The organism is Mycolicibacter nonchromogenicus (assembly GCF_002101775.1).
In the GTDB taxonomy this organism is placed as follows: Bacteria; Actinomycetota; Actinomycetes; order Mycobacteriales; family Mycobacteriaceae; genus Mycobacterium; species Mycobacterium nonchromogenicum.
Map to the genome: position 1 here is coordinate 1 of NZ_LQPI01000068.1, position 19,743 is coordinate 19,743.

Sequence of the window (19,743 nt, forward strand, 5' to 3'; positions counted from 1 at the left end):
GATCACCCATCCAATCTGATTGGGTGGCCTACTTTTCAACCGTCGCGACTGGCCGGGTTCTCAACCGTCGTTAACACTTAGGTCACGAACTCGTTTGGGTTCGTGACCTTTGTGTTTGGTGGGGGTGCATGTTTGAGTCCTCTGAGTCAGCTGTGCACGGGACGCGGTGGTGTAACTCCCCAACAAAGCCGGTCGAACGCGCAGGGCCGGCGGCGCGACAACTTGACCGGACGGCCGGGTCGCGCCTCGCCTCGATGAGCGCTTCGCTGCTCACGTAACGGCTTGGATTCCTCGTGCGATTCGGTCAAGGAACGCTAGTGCGTCTTCGACCGTGGCTTGTGTCATCGGATACAGTTCGTCGCCTGGTGGCGTCGGATCAAGGTCGGACTGATGCACGATGGTGTTTCTACGATCCGCTATCAGCGCCAGTTGCCGCTTGAGGATTAGATCGCCTGATTCCCCGCCCACGGCACCTTGGCCGAGATGGTCAGCGAGCGATTTCCATAACTGCACGTCGCTGACCAAACGTACTGCATCGGCAACTTTGTCGGGCTTTTGGAAGCTGAGCAGAGAGTGCTGTTCGCGAATCTCTGTCTCCAGCCAGCCGAGGTCAGAGCCAGACACTGCGATCTGTGCCGATGCCAGCGACACCTTGAATTTCTGCAGGGCTTTGGGTAAGGGCGAACCCGACGAGAAGATGTCGAGGATCCGCACGCGGATCTCTTCGTGGACAAAGGTGTCGAACGCGCTCACGCCCTGAACGAAAGCTGCGCGGTGGATATCCGACAGGTCCATCGCCCCGGAGGTGGAGTTGTTCAGCGAAGACGCTAGACCCATCATGTCCCGGGCTCGGGTGAGGCTCTGCTCGAACAAGTCGAGTTCCCGTTTAGGCATGTTTGCGAAGGTCAGTCAGCCTCGATCATCGTGGTGACTTTGTCGGTGAGGTCAGCGAACTGCTTGTCGAAGGAATCGCGAGATTCAGTCCAGTTTTCGAGCACAGAACCAGTTCCCCCTAGCTGTTCTTCCGTCAATGCGAAAACAGGGGTGCAGTTCTCCTGGGACTTCGCAATGAGGCTATTGAACTCAGCAATCTGAGCGAGGCATAGGTCGTCCATAGACACCCCGGCGGCAGCGTATCGGGATTCAGAAAGTAGCAGTCCACCGTCCTTTAGCGCAGGCACGAGACGACTTTTTACGGCGCCGTTGATCTCATCAATCCACTTCTGGAAGGCGGCAGCCGGCTGCCCGCCCCTAGGCCGGTACTTCTGAACGACTGTTCCGAGCACCCGCATCCCAGGCTCGGGAAACGGATATGCGGCGCTACTGAGAATCGGCATTTCGAATGCTTGCGCGGCCCACCGCTTCCATCGGGGCAACACTCGCGATATCGAGTCGATGGCCATGACGGAGAAGAAGTCGGGAGCCGTCGGAAGGATCACATAGTCCGAAGTGGACACCAGATTCTGGTTTATCGGACCAAGTCCAGGGCTCAGATCGACGATCACGTAGTCGGCTTCGACCGAGGCAGCCGTTCTCCCTACGAGGAAGGACAGGCTACCCGGGAGGTTCTTCAGCGCCTGGATTGAGCCGCTGAGCTCTTGCGCTATGCCTAGGGTGTTTTCGTACTCAGCGAGGCGGATGTCACCGGGTAAGAGGTGGAGTCCTGGACGGGCCTCGACGCTGAACAGCGGTACCGCACTTACCTCGCGGGGCTGCGCTTCGAATGCTGGTGTGAGGCCCGAGTAGAACGTACCGCGCTCCACAATGGCCTCAATATCGGCCAGTTCCGTAAAGCCGGTAACCATGCCGGTCAGATTGCACTGCGGGTCGGCGTCGACGAGCACAACGGTGTGGCCTTGCTCGGCAAGCTTCCACCCGAGGTTAAAACTGGTGGTCGTCTTGCTGACGCCACCTTTGTGGTTGAACAGGGCGATCGTCGTGAGCTTGCCATCACGTGCCATGGGGCGATTCTTGCAGTTGCCCACGACCGTTCGCGGGACCGGATCGCCTCAGCGTAGAACTCGTGACGTACGCCAAGCTCTCGGCCAACAAGCGCCAGAGCGTGCGCGACATGGCGGAGGGCCCGGCAGAGCGGCCACCGAGGTCCGCATTGCTCCGAGCGAAGCACGAGGAAGGCACTGGAACAGAGGAAGGCACTGGAACAGAGGAAGGCACTGGAACAGCGGATAATGTCGGCGCACGCCGGTATGTTTGCCGCGAGGTGTTTAGATCCGAACGTCGAGACCGTGCTTGGCAAAGTCCAATCGGCGTGGTGGGAACAGTCGCCGGGGCTAAGGTGCATCGCGAGCCGGTTCATGCACGGGTTACTACCCACTTCGGTGCGCTCGTGTTTCCGATCGGCACTAGGCACCGGCTTTGCCAGATGGACCCAGAGGGAGGGCTGTGGACGTCTTTCGCGTGCATCGGGAGTTGATCGACGACTATCGCTCGTTCACGACCAGCGAGGTGGTTCCGCTCGACCCGCGCATCCACCAGCATGTCCAGGAGGAACTCGCCGAGGGCAAGCAGTGGCCGGAGCCGTGGCTGTCACTGAACCCGATGTTCGCCTCCGGCGGATCGATCAACGACCTCATTGCCGAGGGCCTTCTCGACCAAGAGTGCTCGACCATCTTTCGGCCGAAGCAGCGGATGGACGATGCTGGTGCACAACCGATCACCCTGCACCGCCACCAGCGTGAGGCGGTGGAGATTGCGCGGTCGGGCAAGAGTTACGTCCTGACCACCGGTACCGGCTCGGGCAAGTCTCTGGCCTACATCGTGCCCATCGTCGACCGGGTGTTGCGCCAAGAACCCCGCGAGCGGGGCGTGAAGGCGATCATCGTCTATCCAATGAACGCACTCGCCAACAGCCAGGTCGGCGAACTGGAGAAGTTCCTGCGCTTCGGCTACGGCGAGGGCAATGAACCGGTGACCTTCGCCCGCTACACGGGTCAAGAGCAGGGCGAAGAGCGCGAAGCCATCCTGCGCAACCCGCCGGACATCCTGCTCACCAACTACGTCATGTTGGAGCTGATGCTCACCCGGCCCGAAGAGCGCCGCAAACTGGTCGAAGCCGCCAAGGGCCTGCACTTCCTGGTGCTCGACGAACTGCACACCTACCGCGGTCGCCAGGGCGCCGACGTCGCGATGCTGGTCCGACGGGTGCGTGACGCCTGCCAGTCACCGGACCTGCAATGCGTGGGCACGTCGGCGACCATGGCCAGCGCGGGGACAGCCGAGGATCAACGTCGGGTGGTGGCCGAGGTTGCATCAGCCCTCTTCGGCGCCGAGGTCACCGCTGAACGCGTTATCGGAGAAACGCTCGACCGCGCCACCGCCGGCGATCCGGACGACACCGACGGTTTGCGTCGGGAAGTTCGCCAGGGCGGAGCCACCGGCGACTACGACACGCTGGCGAGGTCACCTCTGGCTACGTGGATCGAGATCAAATTCGGGTTGGCCACCGAGAAAGAAACGGGCCGCATCATCCGCGAAGCTCCCGCCAAGGTCCGCGACACCGCGGCCCGGCTCGCAGACTTGACCGGGACGACGGTCGACGAATGCGAGCAGGCGATTCGCACCACGCTGCTGGCCGGCTCGGCGGCCAAGCATCCGGTCACTAACCGTCCGCTGTTCGCGTTCCGGCTGCACCAGTTCCTGTCCAAGGGCGACACCGTGTACGTCTCGATTGAACGCGAGGCACGGCGTCACATCACCTCCCAGTACCAGGTCACCGTGCCCGACCGCCCCGCCGATCTGCTGATGCCGCTGGCGTTCTGCCGGGAATGCGGACAGGAGTATCTGGTGGTTGCGAAAACCACTGAAGGATCAACGGTTTCCTACCGTCCGCGCCGGGACCGCGACGCCAGTGGCGGCGACCAGGCCAACGGCTACCTCTACATCTCGACAGCTCAGCCGTGGCCCGTCGACCCGCTGCCGGAGGGACGGCTGCCGGACTCGTGGCTCGTGGACGGAACCGTCGCGGACCGTCGCCGCCCGTACCTGCCCCACCGTGTCCGTGTCGACACCACCGGCACCGAAGTGACATCCGGCGGGACCGACGCGGCCTTCGTTCCGGCCCCGTTCCGGTTCTGCCTGCGCTGCAAGGTGTCCTACGAGCAGGCCCGCGGCAGCGACTTCGCGAAACTCGCGACCTTAGATGCCGAAGGGCGAAGCTCCGCCGTCTCAGTCCTCAGCACCTCAATAGTGCGTGCCCTCAACAAAATTCCCGAAGCCGAGCTGACCGCCTCCAGCCGCAAGCTGCTGACATTCGTCGACAACCGGCAGGACGCCAGCTTGCAGGCCGGGCACTTCAACGACTTCGTACAAATGACACAGCTGCGCGGCGCGTTGAACCAGGCCGTGCAGCGCAGCGCGTTGCGGCACGATGACGCCGCCGAACGTGTCGTGGACAGCCTCGGTCTGCAGTTCGAGGATTATGCGGCCAACCCGGAAGCGGTCTACGGGGCGAGAAGTTCGGCGCAACGGGCGTTCAAGGAGTTCATCGAATACCGCCTGTACACCGACCTGCAGCGGGGCTGGCGGGTCACCATGCCCAACCTCGAGCAGACCGGCCTGCTACGCATCGGCTACGAGTCACTGACCGAGATCGCCGCTGACACCGTGCTGTGGTCATCGGCCTACCCACCCCTTCGCGACGCGCGGGCCGGTGAACGAGAAGAACTGTGCCGCATCGTGCTCGACGAGTTCCGCCGAGAACTCGCCGTGGATGTCGAGTGCCTGACGGATGACGGGTTCGACCGGATCAGAAGACAGTCAGACCAACACCTGAGCGGACTATGGGCGATCCCGCCGCGTGAGCCGCGACCGCGACCCGGTGTGGTGTCCACGCAGTCAGGCGCTCCGGGACGGCCTCGCGCCGACGTCCGACTCACCGGACGTTCGGCGTTGGGCCGATACATCCGGGAAGCGAGCGGATTGACGGCCGACGGCGACCCGCTGGACACCGGCGACGCGCAGAAGGTGATCGAAGATGTACTGGCCACCCTCGAAAAAGCCGGACTGCTGACCGCGATCGAACTGCCCCGGCTACCCGGACCCAACTACCGACTCAAGGCATCGGCGGTCATCTGGTATCCCGGCGACGGTGTGTCAGGGGCTCCCGACCCGCTCCGGAAGGGCTTCGATCCCGAACAAGGCACCCGGGTCAACCCGTTCTTCCTAGATCTGTATCGAAACATCGCGCCCCAGCTGACCGGAATGTACGCCCGCGAGCACACCGCCCAGGTGTCACCGCTGGACCGCGAGGAACGCGAAAAGCAATTCCGCCGAGGCGACCTCAAGGTGATGTACTGCTCACCGACGATGGAACTGGGCGTGGATATCGCCAGCCTCAACGCCGTCGGACTGCGCAATGTGCCGCCCACGCCGGCTAACTATGCCCAGCGCAGCGGCCGAGCTGGCCGCTCAGGCCAGCCCGCCCTGGTGACCACATACTGCGCCACCGGAAACGCCCACGACCAGTACTACTTCCGGCGATCCGCCGACATGGTTGCCGGCTCGGTAGCGGCACCCCGGCTCGATCTCACCAACGAAGCATTGCTGGCCTCGCATCTGCATGCGCTGTGGCTGTCGGAGACCGGGGCCAACCTGCGGTCCCGCATGCCTGACCTGCTCGACATCGACCAACCCGGCATGCCGTTGACCGGCGACCTGAAGAAGGCCCTCGACAATCCCGACGCGGTGCGCCGCGCAACCGGGCGGGCCCGCCAACTGATCGCCGAACTCGCCGAAGAACTACGCGCCACCGCGTGGTGGCACGACGAGTGGTCACACGCCATCATCGGCGGCGCCCCAAAGGCTTTCGACGACGCCTGCAACCGTTGGCGCGAGCTGTACCAGTCGGCCCTCGATGACCAGCAGGAACAAAACCGCATAGTGCTCGACGTCTCGGTCAACCGCCGATCGCGCGACGCCGCAGAAGCGAGACGCCGGGAAGCCGAAGGTCAGCTTCGCTTGCTCCGTAACGAGGACACCGACCGAATGCACTCCGACTTCTACACCTACCGATACTTCGCATCCGAAGGCTTCCTGCCGGGATACAGCTTCCCGCGCCTACCGCTGGCCGCATACATCCCCGGCGTGCGCGGATCCGCGGGCCGCGGGGACGGCGGCAACTACCTGCAGCGCCCACGGTTCTTGGCCATCAGCGAGTTCGGACCCGGCGCGATCATCTACCACGAGGGCGCCCGCTACGTGGTCAAGCGAATCCAGGTACCGATGGCATCGGGCGGCATCGGCACCGTGGAAACACAGGACGCCTACCGGTGCGAGTCGTGCGGTTACCACCACGTGCGTCGAGCGGGCCTGGACGTCTGCGAGCACTGCGGTGGCGCGCTGGGCGTACCCCAGTACGGGCTGATGCGGATGCAGACGGTATTCACCCGGCGCCGCGAACGAATCTCCAGCGACGAGGAAGAACGCCGCCGCGCAGGCTTCGAGCTACACACGTCCTACCGATTCAGCCAGCACGGCCCCCGCACCGGCCGCCTCGACGCCACCGTCGCATCCGGCGGCGGTAACGATGCGACGGCCTTGGCGACGTTGAGCTACGGGGACACCGCGACAGTGCGCGTGACCAACGTCGGCCGGCGCCGACGCAAGCATCCCGGCGATCTCGGCTACTGGCTCGACACCGTGAAGGGGGAGTGGCTCTCCGAACGGGAAGCCGGAGACGTCACTCCGCAGGAGGATGAGCTGGAGGATGCGGCCGACGCGCCGTCAAAGCAGAAGGTGATCCCCTACGTCGAGGACACCCGCAACATCCTGGTGTTCCGGCTGGCCCGCCCGGTCAGCGACGAGGTGGCAGCGACCCTGCGCTACGCGCTGGAACGCGGCGTGGAAGCCGAGTTCCAATTGGAGGATTCGGAGTTGTCCAGCGAGGCGCTACCGGACAACGACGGGCGGGCTCGGATGTTGTTCACCGAGTCAGCGGAGGGCGGCGCCGGTGTGCTGCGCCGGCTCCATTCCGAGCCTGGCGCGCTGGCGCAGGCAGCCCGCAAAGCCCTCGACATCGCCCATTTCCACCCCGACGGCACGGACGCCGGCCAAGCCGACGGCGCACGGGAGCGTTGCGAAAAGGCGTGTTACGACTGTCTGCTGTCGTACGGCAACCAGACCGACCATCAGCACATCGACCGTCACGCGATCCGCGACCTACTGATGGAACTCGCGGAAGCGACCACATCGCCGACTGTCGCAGCAGCCCCCACGGGTGAGCGCATCGACCAGATCCAAGAACAGCTCGCATCGCAACTGGAACGCGACTTCATCGATCTGCTGGTCGAACACGACTTCGCTCTGCCCGACGGAGTCCGGGAGCCGATCGAGTCCACCACTGTGCGCCCGGACTTCGTCTACCGCTCCGACGATGCGGCGCTGGCGGTGTTCGTCGAGGAAGAGACCCCGGCCGATGCCGGGGATGTGGAGGACGCCCTGATCGACATCGGGTGGTCAGTACTGCGGTTGAAAGCCGGCGAGGACTGGGTGAGCAAGATTCGCCAGCATGCCTACGCATTCGGTGAAGGGAGATAGCGGGCAATGGGTTTCGCACCGGGCAATCTGGTAACGGCGCGGGGTCGCGAGTGGGTGGTGCTGCCCGACAGCACCGACGACTTCCTGGTCCTGCGTCCCCTCGGGGGCATCGACGACGACATCGCCGGCGTACTCGTCAGCGAGGGCGTGACCGCCGCGACGTTCCCCCCACCGGTGCCCGACGATATCGGCGATCACCTGAGCGCGTCCATGCTGCGCAGCGCACTGCGGATCGGATTCCGCTCCACCGCAGGGCCGTTCCGAAGCCTGGCCTCCATCGCCGTCGAACCGCGCGCCTACCAACTGGTGCCGCTCATGATGGCACTACGCCAGGACGTCGTTCGGCTGTTGATCGCCGACGACGTCGGTATCGGCAAGACCATCGAAGCCGCGCTCATCGCCGCCGAACTGCTGCAAGTGGGTGACGCCCGGGGCTTGGCCGTGCTGTGCAGCCCTGCGCTGGCCGAGCAGTGGCAAAGCGAACTGCGCGAAAAGTTCGGGTTCGAAGCCGAACTGGTGTTGCCCAGCACCGTCAAACGACTCGAACGCGGGCTGGTCGGCGCCGAGTCGATCTTCGAGCGCTACCCGATCACCGTCATCTCCACCGACTTCATCAAAAGCACCCGGCGTCGCCACGAGTTCCTGCGCACCTGCCCGGACTTGGTGATCGTCGACGAAGTGCACACCTGTGTCGCCGATTCCACCTCGTCGGGGTCGGGACGCACCCAACGCTACGAACTAATGCGCGACCTCGCCGCCGACCGGTCCCGGCACCTGATCCTGGCCAGCGCCACCCCGCACAGCGGCAAAGAGGAAGCGTTCCGCAACCTGCTCGGCCTGCTTGACCCGCAACTGGCCACCGTGGACCTCGAAGACCGCCGCGGCCGCGAAACCTTGGCCCGCCATTTCGTCCAGCGCCGTCGTGCCGACATTCGCCGCTACCTCGACGAGGACACGCCGTTCCCGAAGGACCGGCTCACCACCGAAGTGCCCTACACCCTCAGCCGTGAATACGACGCCCTGTTCACCAAGGTGCTGGACTACGCCCGAGAAACAGTGCGCAGCGGCGACGGCGGACTGGCCCGGCGGGTGAACTGGTGGTCGGCACTGGCGCTGCTGCGCGCGCTGGCCTCCTCACCGCGCGCCGCCGCCCAGACGCTGCGCACCCGCGCTGCGGCCGCGGCCACCGACTCGCCGGAGGAAGCGGACGCCATCGGCCGGGCCATCGTGCTGGACCAACCCGAAGACGAAGCACTGGAAGCCGCCGACACCACCCCCGGCGCGGACGCCAATTCCGGGCAGACCGACGCGAAGTCCCGACGGCTGCGCGGCTTCCTGGCCGACGCTCAGAAGCTGGAAGGCAAGCCCGACAACAAGATCGCCGCACTTATCAAGATCGTCAAGGAAGTCCAGGCCGACGGCTGCGACCCGATTGTCTTCTGCCGCTTCATCGACACCGCCGAATACGTCGCCGAACACCTGGACTCCGCACTCGGCAAGAACGTCACCGTGCGTGCGGTGACCGGCAGCCTGCCAGCGGACGAACGCATCACCAGGATCGAGGAACTCGCCGCCACGCCGGGCCGTCACGTCCTGGTCGCCACCGACTGTCTGTCCGAAGGGGTGAACCTGCAAGAGAACTTCCAGGCCGTCATCCACTACGACCTGGCCTGGAACCCCACCCGCCACGAACAACGTGAAGGCCGCGTGGACCGGTTCGGACAACGGGCCCAAACCGTGCGCGCGGTCACTCTCTACGGGCGTGACAACCAGATCGACGGCATCGTCCTGGAAGTCTTGTTGCGCAAGCACGAAGCGATCCGCAAGGCGACCGGCGTGTCCGTGCCCGTCCCCGACAGCAGCGACGCCGTGGTCGAGGCCCTCATGGAGGGACTGCTGCTACGCGGCCGCGACGCCGAACAACTCGGCCTCGAACTCGACATCACCGAAAAGCAGAACGACCTCTACACCCAATGGGACTCGGCGGCCGAACGGGAACGCGTCGCCAAGACCAAATACGCCCAACACGGGATCAAGCCCGAGGAAGTTTCCGCCGAGTTGCGCGAATCCCGTGCTGCCCTGGGCACCGGCGCCGAAGTCGCCGACTTCACCCGACATACATTGAAGGCGCTGCGATCCACCTGCACCACAACGGAAGCCGGGTTCACCGCCACGCTGGCACCGCTGCCGCTCGGCCTGCGCGACACCCTTCCCCCCGACCGGCGTGACCCGCTGGTGTTCGCCTCAGATCTGCCGGTGGCCCGCGGCGAGGCTGTGCTCAACCGCACCGACGCCAGCGTCGAGGCCATCGCCAACTACGTTCTGGAATCCGCGCTGGACACCGAACTTCCCGCCGAACAGCGACCGGCACGCCGCTGCGCCGTGGTCCGGACGAACGCAGTGACCACCCGGACGACATTGTTGTTGGTGCGTTATCGCTTTCACCTCGAACTGCCGTCCCGCTCGGGTGCCCGGCAACTGGTGGCAGAGGACGTCGCCACCCGGGCGTTCGAAGGCGCACCCGCACAGGCGAACTGGCTCGAACCCACAGCAGTCGCCCCACTGCTGGACGCCACCCCGTCAGGCAACGTGCCACACCCACAGGCACAACAGTTCCTCAACCGAAGCCTCGACGGACTCGACGACGTGCGCGACCATCTCGAGGAGCACGGCGAAATGCTGGCCAAACGACTCCTCGAATCACACCGCAGGGTGCGTCAAGCCTCCGCCGACGTCGTCCGCGGGCTAAAGGTCACCGTCGAACCGGTCGCCGACATCCTGGGTGTGTTCGTCTTCGTTCCCCCGACGGGAGGCACCAAGTGAGCAGCGAGGCGGCAGCGACATTCGTCGGCATCCGCATCCAGGGCGGGCTGCTGCCCGCCGACCTGCTCGCCAAACTGGCCACCGGTACCGACCTGCCGGGGCTGACCTCCGCGGACTACCACCTACCGGCGGGTGAATCCGTCCGAGAGGCCGCCAACCGGGTATGGGCCTATCTGCGCGGCGCCTGGGCGACATATCGCCAAGTACTCCAGGATCTGCCGGAGACCGACGCGGCGACGTCGCTGACCCGGGAGCGGTTCCTGCTGGTGGTGCTCGACCAGCTCGGCTACGGCCGCGTACCCACCACCGGCAAGGGCGGCATCACCGTCGGCGAACACCACCACCCCGTCTCCCACGTCTGGGGCGGTGTGCCGATCCATCTGCTGGGCCGAGTGCCACTGGACACCCGCAGCAAGGGCGTCGCAGGGGCGGCCGGTGCCTCGCCGCAATCCATGGTGCAGGAGTTGCTGAACCGCTCCGATCAGCATCTGTGGGCGATCCTGGCCAACGCCACCACATTGCGCCTACTGCGCGACTCCACCTCGCTGGTCGGCTCTGCCTATGTCGAGTTCGACCTGGAAGCCATCTTCGACGGCGACCTGTTCGCCGACTTCCTACTGCTGTACACGCTGTGCCATGTGTCCCGCGTGGAAGCACGCGATCCCGAGGTCGGGCCGGCATCGTGCTGGCTCGAACAATGGCGCCAAGACGCGGTCGAAACCGGTTCCCGTGCCCTGAACCTGCTGCGCGACGGCGTCATCGACGCGCTGCAGACCCTCGGCGCCGGGTTCCTGGCCCACCCGGAAAACGCGGCACTGCGCGACGACCTGGCAGAAGGGCGACTGTCGGTTGACGACGTCCACCACGCATTGTTGCGGGTGGCCTACCGCATGCTGTTCACCTTCGTCGCCGAGGACCGTGGGGCGCTCCTCGACCCGCAGGCCACACCCGAGGCCGGTCAGCGCTACACCACCTACTTCTCCACCGACCGGCTGCGGCGCACGTCGCGGCGCCGGCGCGGCGGACGCTACGGCGACAAATGGCAAGCGCTGACGCTGGTCTGGCGGGCACTAGGCAGCGTCGACGGACTACCCGAGCTGGGCCTGCGCGGCATCGGCGGACTGTTCGAAAAGGGGGAACTGGACTTCCTTTCCGACTGCGCGCTGAGCAACCAGGCCTTGCAGTCGGCCGTGCGCTCGCTGTCGGTGGTCCGCGAACCCAAGTCGAACATCCTGCGCGTCGTCGACTACCGCAACCTCGGCGCGGAAGAACTCGGCAGCATCTACGAGGCCCTGCTGGAATTCGTGCCGGCCTGGGATCCCGCGACCAAGACCTACACCCTGTCCATCGCGTCGGGTAACCAGCGCAAGGACACCGGCTCCTACTACACCCCCACCTCGCTGGTCGAATCGCTGTTGGACACCGCCCTAGACCCGGTCCTCGACGACGCCGAGAAGTCCCCCGACGACGCGATCGAGGCGCTGCTTAACGTCACCGTCTGCGACCCCGCTTGTGGCAGCGGCCATTTCCTCGTCGGCGCGGCGCGCCGCATCGCGAAACGGATCGCCGCATTGCGCACCGGTGACCCCGAACCCACCCCGGAAGCGGTGCGCTCTGCGATGCGCGATGTCGCCGGCCGATGCATCTACGGCGTCGACGTCAACCCACTGGCAGCCGAACTCGCCAAAGTGTCCTTGTGGATGGAAGCGCTCGAACCTGGACGCCCCCTAACCTTCCTCGACGCGCAGATCAAAGTCGGCAACGCGTTGGTCGGCGCCACGCCGAGCCTGCTCGCCGACGGCCTGCCCGACGACGCGTTCAAGCCCATCGAGGGTGACGACAAGAAGATCACCAGCACGCTGGCCAAGCAGAACAAGGCCGAACGCAGCGCGCAGGGCAGCCTGTTCGACATCGACATGGTGGCCGCCAACACAAAACTGGGTGAAAAGGTCCAGGAGGTGGTGGCCGCGCCGGCACTGTCCCTGGCCGACGTTCACGTCCAACAGCAGAGACTAAAGGCCTACGCCGAGTCCGACGACTACCGCCGCCACCGACTGGCAGCCGACGCGTGGTGCGCCGCCTTCGTCTGGCCGAAGACACTGGCTGCGCCCAAGGCGATTACACATCGCACCATCACCAGGCTCGTTGACGGCGAGGACTCTCTCGACGATCGCAGCCGCACCGAGATCGAACGACTCGCCGCCGAATACCGGTTTTTCCACTGGCACTTGGAGTTTCCGCACATTTTCCCGACCGCACCAAGCAAAGGCGATTCCGTCAACGCTACCACCGGGTGGGCAGGGGGGTTCTCCGTGGTGATCGGCAACCCGCCCTGGGAGCAGGTCGAACTCAAAGAACAGGAATACTTCGATACACGAGACCCGCAGATCGCAAAAGCCGCAGGTGCGAAGCGGAAGCGACTCATCGCCGCGTTGATCGAGTCGGGTGAACCACTTGGCCAGGCGTATCAGGCTGACAAGCGGCGCCTCGACGGAATGCGCCACTTTGCGGCCAACGCGGGACGCTATCCCTTGTGTGGCCGTGGACGCATAAAGACGGACCCACTATTCGCCGAAGGGGGGCGCAACCTGCTTGCGGGTGAGGGTCGGTTCGGAATGATTCTTCCGACCGGCATAGCCACGGATGCGACGACGCAGTACTACTTCAAGGATCTCGTCCTGAACCAGTCGATTTCCAGTCTTTACGACTTTGAGAATGCCAAACCGCTCTTCGAGGGCGTGCACCGGAGCTTCAAGTTCTGCCTGCTGACTCTCGTGGGCCGCGACGGCAGTGAACCAGCCGCGAACTTCGCGTTCTTCGCCCACGACCCCACCGACCTGCAACGCGCCGGCGCGACGTTCGCGCTCACACCCGAGGAGATCACGCTCCTGAACCCGAATACAGGTACCTGCCCGATATTCCGCAGCCGCCGGGACGCGGAGATCACCCTCGGTATCTACAAACGGGTGCCCGTCCTTGTTCGTGACGATGATCCCGACGGCAACCTCTGGGGCATCAAGTTCATGCAGGGGCTCTTCAACATGACTAGCGACTCGCATCTCTTCCGAACCCGCGACGAGCTGGAAGGTGACGGGTGGGAACTCAAGGGCAACATCTTCGAGCGAGGCACGAAGCGGATGCTCCCGCTTTACGAAGCGAAGATGATCCACCACTACGACCACCGATGGGCAACCTATGAGCGAGACGGCAGCGTCCGCGATGTCACGTTGGAGGAAAAGTACGACACGGATTTCGTTGTCATGCCGCGCTATTGGGTAGATGAGGCGGAGTCAATCAAGCGGGTCGGTGTCGGGGGGCTCGATAGCATCTTTGCTTGGCGTGGTATAGCACGTACTACGGATGTCCGGACTGCCATAGGCTGTTTAGTCCCGCCAACTCCGGGCGGCGGAAACTATGACATCGTGCTAGGCCTACAGGGCCAGCCGCTAATGGCCTTCGCTGGGGTCTTCTCGTCGTTTCCGTTTGATTTTGTTGTTCGGCAGAAACTTAGCAATATGCACCTACAGTTCTCAGTTGTAAAGCAGTTGCCTATGCCCTCACCGGCGGTGGTATTCCAGCCCACGGTTTGGACTGGAGGACGTTCAGTTGGCGACTGGGTTGCCCGCCATGTCGCTTGGTTGCAGCGCGATTGGTCGGAGTCGCGAGCCTTCGGACTAGCTGAACTGGATGCCCTCTGCTTTCACCTCTATGGCGTCGAACGCGATGACGTTGACTACATCATGGAGACATTTGCCATCGTAAGGCGCAAAGATATTGCCGCGCATGGTGAATACCGGACGAAGCGCATGATCTTGGAGATCTACGACGCGATGGCCGAAGCGGAAGCCACAGGCGTGCCGTATGAATCACAGTTCGATGACCTGACAGCGCGGTGACAGGGGAACGACACATGAGTGATGTTGAAGTGGGGACGTTCGCCCGTGAGGCCGCGCCGAGAATCGAGGCAATCGGCCGGAGGCTCATCGATTGCGGTTTGGGCAAAGACGATTCACTGCTGACGCCCGGAGAGCCGGTTTGGAGCGTCCAGAATCTCGAGCAGCTCAAACGGGAGTATGTCGACAAGCCCGACATGGGTCCGGGCGACTTCTTCGACAAGCTGAAACATCAACTCGCCCAAACTTCCCCCGCAGCGACGCAGCTGTTCGCTGAAGTGCTCATCCTCAATGTGCTGCCGATCCTCAACATGGGTGGCTTGCTGAAGGTGAAGCAGATCAAGAACGTTCTGGACATGAGCAGCCTGCCCGTGGCTATACCCGCCGACGTGGAGGAGGCCTTGCTCGGCGGCGGTGTCTTCCACGGCGGCCAGGCGTTCACCTCCTACAAATGGGCGCAGATCGGCTACCTCATCGAGGTCGCGAGGCACTTCAAAGCGCTGCCCGACGACCGACGCGCCGATGCGCTTGCCGACCCGCTGATCTTTCGTGATGAGATCGACACGGTGCCGACCGGCCAAGCCGCACAACGACAATCGTTGCTCTATCTGGCCTTTCCGCACTTCTTCCTGCCGGTGGTCAGCAACGCCCACCGCACCACCATGCGCGACGGCCTGGCCGCCGACTACCTTGACAGTCCATCCGGCGACGTCGACATCGACCTGGCCCGCATCTACGAAGCGTTGGTGGACGCCGAGGGCGGCCACGTCGACCTCTACTCACCCGAATGGAAAGCGAAGTGGGAGAAAGGCACGCCCCCGAAGCCCGAACCGACACCGGATGTTCAGCACGCCTGGAAGGTGCACGGCTCCAACGTCAAAGGCCAGGACATGATCCCGGTCTGGCGCGAGAAGCAATCATTGTCGTTGGCGGCGAGCCTGCTGCGACCGGTCGACCCCGACGTCACTCGGGAAGAACTCAAGGCATTCGTCGACGAAGACTACCGATCATCGGGGTATGCGGCGCGGCAAGAGAAGTTCGACGAGTTCTACGCATTCCTGAAACGAATGCACCCCGGCGACCTCGTCGTCACCATCAGTCAGGGCGACGTCCACTTCGGCACCATCACCGGTGACCCCTATTTCGTGACTAGCAGCGACGGACGTTCCAACCTCCGCCGCTCAGTGAAGTGGTACCAGCATCCGTGTCGGGTGGCGGATCTACCCGGCGACGTCGCCGTCCGTCTCAACGCTCAAGGCGAGGTTCTCGACCTGAGCCAACACCTGGAGACACTGACCGCCCTGGCCGAGCGCAGACCGCCGAGGCCGACGCACGGCGACGTGCATCTGCCCGACGCCACCGCCGAACTGGCGCAACAACTCCACGTGGGAATCAATTGGCTACAAGATTGCGTCGAGCTGCTCCGTGACCGCCGCCAACTCATCTTCTACGGCCCGCCGGGCACCGGGAAGACCTACATCGCCCAGAAGCTGGCTCGCCACATCACCGACGAAGCGAACATCAAGTTCGTACAGTTCCACCCCGCCTACTCCTACGAGGACTTCTTCGAGGGCTTCCGCCCCCAGGGCGAGGCCGGCGGCCAGATCGGATTCACACTGAAAGCCGGACCGCTGCGGTCCCTGGTCGACAAGGCCGTCGACAACCCCGACGCGGTATTCGTCCTCATCATCGACGAAATCAACCGCGGCAACCTGCCGAAGATCTTCGGCGAACTGTACTTCCTGCTCGAATACCGCGACCAGGCCATCGATTTGATGTACTCCTCAGACAGCGCAGAACCGTTCTCGCTGCCCAAGAACATCTACGTCATCGGCACCATGAACACTGCCGACCGCTCCATCGCGCTAGTCGACGCGGCCCTGCGACGCCGGTTCGCGTTCCTGCCGCTGCACCCGTCGGAAGCCCCGACCAACGGGATCTTGCGCAGTTGGCTGGCCGCCAAAGGGTTCCCGATGACACTCGCTGACCTGCACGACGAACTGAACAACCGCATCAGCGACTCCGACTTCAAGATCGGACCGTCCTATTTCATGAGAGACCGGCTCGCTGGCGACCTCACCGGCGCAGCTCTGAAGCTCATGTGGCGCACCGATATTCTTCCCCTACTCGAAGAACACCACTACGGCGAACGCACCGTTGATGTCCACAGCCGCTATGGTCTGGACGCGCTGACCAAGAGCCTGGCCTCGACAGCGGCGGCCACCGATGGCGACGGCTTGGGACTGGATACCGAACCGGGCGACGATGAGTCCAGCACCGCTGATCCTTACTGAGGGCGGCCCCGCCCTTTCGGTGTCCCTGAGCGGCACGGAGTATTGCGCGTTGACCGCGCTGGGGATCGTGACGGTCACGCTGACACCCACCGAAGGCATCTACGAGGTTGCAGCGGGTCGAAAAGTGGGCGCAGTGGTTATCGGGGATCGCCCGCTGATCGTGCGGCCAAAGATCACCGACCTGAACCGTCTGCTGTTCCTGCTCGGTTACGCCCAGAACCCGGCGATCTGGCGCGATGACCCTATCGGTCTGGTCGGCGCCGACGAACTCATTCCGGGCGTCGCCGAGGCATTTGCCCGATTGGCCACCCGCGCCGTCGAGCAGGGGCTACTGCAGGGATACCGCAGGATCGCCGACGTGCTGCCGGTGCTGCGTGGGCGAGTCCTGGCCGGTGAGCAGATGAGCCGACTCTACGGGCTTCCCGTCCCGCTGGCCGTGGAGTACGACGACTTCACCGTCGACATCCCCGAGAACCAGTTGCTCGCAATGGCGACGATGCGGCTGCTGACAGTGCCACGTGTCAGCGAAACCGCACGGCTGCTGCTGCTGCGACTGCGGCGCACCCTGGCTGACGTCTCGGTGCCGACACGTGGCTCCGCGCTGCCGGCCTGGCAGCCCAGCCGCCTCAACGCCCGCTACCAGACGGCACTGCGGCTGGCCCAAATCGTCTTGGCAGCCGAATCGTTCGAGCACCATCTGGGCGGCGTCACCGTTACGGGCTACATGTTCGACATGTGGCGAATCTTCGAAGACTTTGTCACCACTGCACTGAACGAATCCCTCACCGGCCACGGTTGGCGATGCACGACACAAGCGGCGTTGCATCTCGACGACCAAAGAGAAGTCGACATGCGGCCCGACCTGCTCTGTCGCCGCAACGGATCGGTGCGCGCCGTCGTCGACGCCAAATATAAGGCCGAGCGACCCGAAGGTTTCCCTAATGCCGATCTCTACCAAATGCTGGCTTACTGCACCGTTCTCGGACTTGACGACGGCCACCTGGTCTACGCCAAAGGCAACGAACCCGTGAGCATCCACACAGTGCAGCGCACTGGTGTGACGATGCACTGCCACGCCCTGGACCTAGCGTTGCCGCCGGCGGGGCTGTTGCAGCAAGTCGACGAACTCGCGCTGGCGGTCGCCGGAGCACGATGACAGCCAAGAAACTGGGCACCACAACGATGAGGAGAGGTTGACCATTGCCAGAAGGAACCAGCACCCGACTCGACACCGTCGACACCGCGGTCGTCTCGGGGTGGGACGTTGACTCGACAGATGAGTCCGACGCATTCATTAAGGGGCGCATCAGAATTGAAGTCCAGTATTGCGGCGACGACACGATTGTCAGCGCTACTAAGCGGGGCGAACACGGTGACCTGGACACGATAGGCAACCACATGGAAGCGAAGGTCGACCACCTTCGTTCTTGGCTGACCGGTCGGCTCGTGAGTACTGGCGCTCCTGTGCGCTACCCGGAGGCTGATTTCTCAACGGAGCCAGGCGGGTGGACGCGGCAGGAGTTCGTTGCCGCTGTCGAAGATCCGGGAGACAGAGCATTTCTGCGGAGGTTCCTCGAACTGGTCGACGCCAACGGCCAACTCCAAGCTCAGGGAACTCACGCTCGGCTGACGTTCGGCAAGCGACCCCGCGGGGCGGTGTTCGTCTACCCCTTCGGTAGGCGGTTCCCGCCATTCAAGCTTTCCATCAAGGACGGCCAACTGATGATAGCGGGCTGCTGGAAAGGAAACTTTGGAGTCACGGGCGATCCCGGATTCGCCGAGATCGCGTCGATGTTGGGCCAGGACGAAGCGGCCCGGGCGAGCGCGGTGCCGGTCGCGGGACTCGATCCCGACGAGCTATGGGCGGTGGGGGACCGAGTCTCTCGTGCGATCAATCAATAAATGGTTGGCGGCAGATCCGGGGCATTGGGCATCCCTCGTTTGTCGGCCACAATGCCTATCGTGATCGAAGGGGCCATTGGTCGAGATTCGATACTGGCGCCGTTCGTTGCAAAGCAGACATGCGCAGCTAGTTGAGAGCTTGGAAGGTAGGACCCGTGAACCGTGACGAGGCGGCCGCGGCGGTCGCGGCCGAGCGTGGGCTGGGCCCGCACTGCTACACGGCCCACCAGGCTCCGGCCGGATCGATGCACGGCGGCCTCTGGTACGTCAGCGAGTGCGATCCCGAAGAAATGCCCATTGACGACTGCGTCTGGATCGTGTTCTCAGACGGCTGCGTCACACGGGGGATCCCCGTCGGCAACCCGATCAACTCGCCGACGCCACCAGAGAGTCTACGTGTTCGCCCGTGAACTGGCACCGGGTGGGATGAACTGGCACCGGGTGGGACAGCCAGCCTCCCGCAGACCCGAAGGGACCAAAAAGGCGCCGTGAGAATTGGTTAGGAGACGAGATGGCCAAGCGACGCTCTCAGCGTGCGGAGTGCGTCGAGTGCGGCAACCGCGTTACGGTTCGCGACGACGGGACGCTCGGGCCGCACTATCGAGGTGAAGGCGGCCGCGTCCGGTGGAACAACGAGCGTCGGTGCACCGGCGGATTCAACCCGGGCGGCGGTGGCGTGATCCGGCCCGTCGGGCAGGCCAATAAGACGTACGCGGCGCCGCCGCCCAGTGAGGGCGAGTACAGCGTGCGCACCGTCAGCGGTGGCCTGCCTTCATCAGGGCGTAGGCACCGTTAGCTGAAAGACTCGTCCTCTCGGTGGACCCCGCGTTGTCGGAAGGGCAATCGACGCGCAGGACGTCTGTCTACTTGCTGCCGGACCCTAGCCCGCCTTGCACGACCCGGATCGGTTTCCGCTTCTCCGCAAATTCTTTCTCCGCGCGTCGATCGGACTTCTTCTTCTCGCGAAGGTTTTTCCGAGCTTCCGGGCTGCGGAGCAACCACTGGCAGCGCGGGCACGTCTCGACGTTGTGGGCTGGGTTCTTCAGATTGCAGAGACGGGGTGTGCGTCCGGGCTTGCTCACCGCTATGACGGTATCCGATGAGTCTCAGGGCTGCCGCACAACAGCATCAAACATGCACGTGCCAGACGATCATCGCAAACGTGCTGGCGCTGGGGTCTGCTGCACGAACAGGTGACATTGTCAATGGCCAAGTGGAAGTCCCCGCTGGTGGCCAGATAAAAGTACCCACCCCGTGCGGTGATTCTTAGGTCGGCT

The 19,743-nt window shown here is 64.0% G+C and carries 9 protein-coding genes; 7 read left to right on the top strand and 2 right to left on the bottom strand.

What is annotated here, in order from left to right; genetic code table 11:
* Positions 1–270 precede the first annotated feature (270 nt).
* Both AWC18_RS17460 and AWC18_RS17465 read right to left on the bottom strand, forming a co-directional pair.
* Positions 271–894 carry a hypothetical protein gene (locus AWC18_RS17460; protein WP_085139559.1) on the bottom strand — a complete coding sequence of 208 codons (624 nt, stop codon included), beginning with the start codon at positions 892–894 and terminating at the stop codon, positions 271–273.
* Between the two features lie 11 nt (positions 895–905).
* Entirely contained in the window at positions 906–1,961 is a 1,056-nt protein-coding gene (locus tag AWC18_RS17465; RefSeq protein ID WP_085139560.1) for a ParA family protein, read from the bottom strand.
* Positions 1,962–2,403: 442 nt separating this feature from the next.
* Between AWC18_RS17465 and AWC18_RS17470 the strand changes: the two genes are divergently transcribed.
* The 7 genes from AWC18_RS17470 (at position 2,404) to AWC18_RS17500 (ending at position 18,876) form a co-directional block, all read left to right on the top strand.
* Entirely contained in the window at positions 2,404–7,554 is a 5,151-nt protein-coding gene (locus tag AWC18_RS17470) for a DEAD/DEAH box helicase (RefSeq protein ID WP_085139561.1), read from the top strand.
* Positions 7,555–7,560: 6 nt separating this feature from the next.
* Positions 7,561–10,377, top strand: a complete 2,817-nt coding sequence (locus tag AWC18_RS17475; RefSeq protein ID WP_085139562.1) for a DUF8741 domain-containing protein — start codon at positions 7,561–7,563, stop codon at positions 10,375–10,377.
* The gene (locus AWC18_RS17480) at positions 10,374–14,273 is read left to right on the top strand and encodes an Eco57I restriction-modification methylase domain-containing protein (protein ID WP_085139563.1); all 3,900 of its coding nucleotides are present in this window, start codon (positions 10,374–10,376) and stop codon (positions 14,271–14,273) included. Before AWC18_RS17475 ends, AWC18_RS17480 begins: the two co-directional genes overlap by 4 nt.
* A 14-nt stretch (positions 14,274–14,287) precedes the next feature.
* On the top strand, positions 14,288–16,564 hold the full coding sequence (locus AWC18_RS17485) for an McrB family protein (protein ID WP_085139564.1): 2,277 nt from the start codon (positions 14,288–14,290) through the stop codon (positions 16,562–16,564).
* Positions 16,536–17,720 (top strand): McrC family protein, encoded by a 1,185-nt coding sequence (locus AWC18_RS17490; RefSeq protein ID WP_085139565.1) that lies wholly within the window; start codon positions 16,536–16,538, stop codon positions 17,718–17,720. Before AWC18_RS17485 ends, AWC18_RS17490 begins: the two co-directional genes overlap by 29 nt.
* 44 nt (positions 17,721–17,764) lie before the next feature.
* Positions 17,765–18,466 carry a hypothetical protein gene (locus AWC18_RS22080; protein WP_234806572.1) on the top strand — a complete coding sequence of 234 codons (702 nt, stop codon included), beginning with the start codon at positions 17,765–17,767 and terminating at the stop codon, positions 18,464–18,466.
* Between the two features lie 155 nt (positions 18,467–18,621).
* A complete protein-coding gene (locus AWC18_RS17500; RefSeq protein ID WP_070946675.1) occupies positions 18,622–18,876 on the top strand; it encodes a hypothetical protein in 255 nt (84 codons plus the stop codon).
* Positions 18,877–19,743 lie beyond the last annotated feature (867 nt).

Coding starts and splice junctions, on each gene's coding strand:
- AWC18_RS17460 (WP_085139559.1), bottom strand. CDS start 894: ATGCCTAAACGGGAACTCGACTTGTTCGAGCAGAGCCTCACCCGAGCC.
- AWC18_RS17465 (WP_085139560.1), bottom strand. CDS start 1,961: ATGGCACGTGATGGCAAGCTCACGACGATCGCCCTGTTCAACCACAAA.
- AWC18_RS17475 (WP_085139562.1), top strand. CDS start 7,561: ATGGGTTTCGCACCGGGCAATCTGGTAACGGCGCGGGGTCGCGAGTGG.
- AWC18_RS17485 (WP_085139564.1), top strand. CDS start 14,288: ATGAGTGATGTTGAAGTGGGGACGTTCGCCCGTGAGGCCGCGCCGAGA.
- AWC18_RS17490 (WP_085139565.1), top strand. CDS start 16,536: ATGAGTCCAGCACCGCTGATCCTTACTGAGGGCGGCCCCGCCCTTTCG.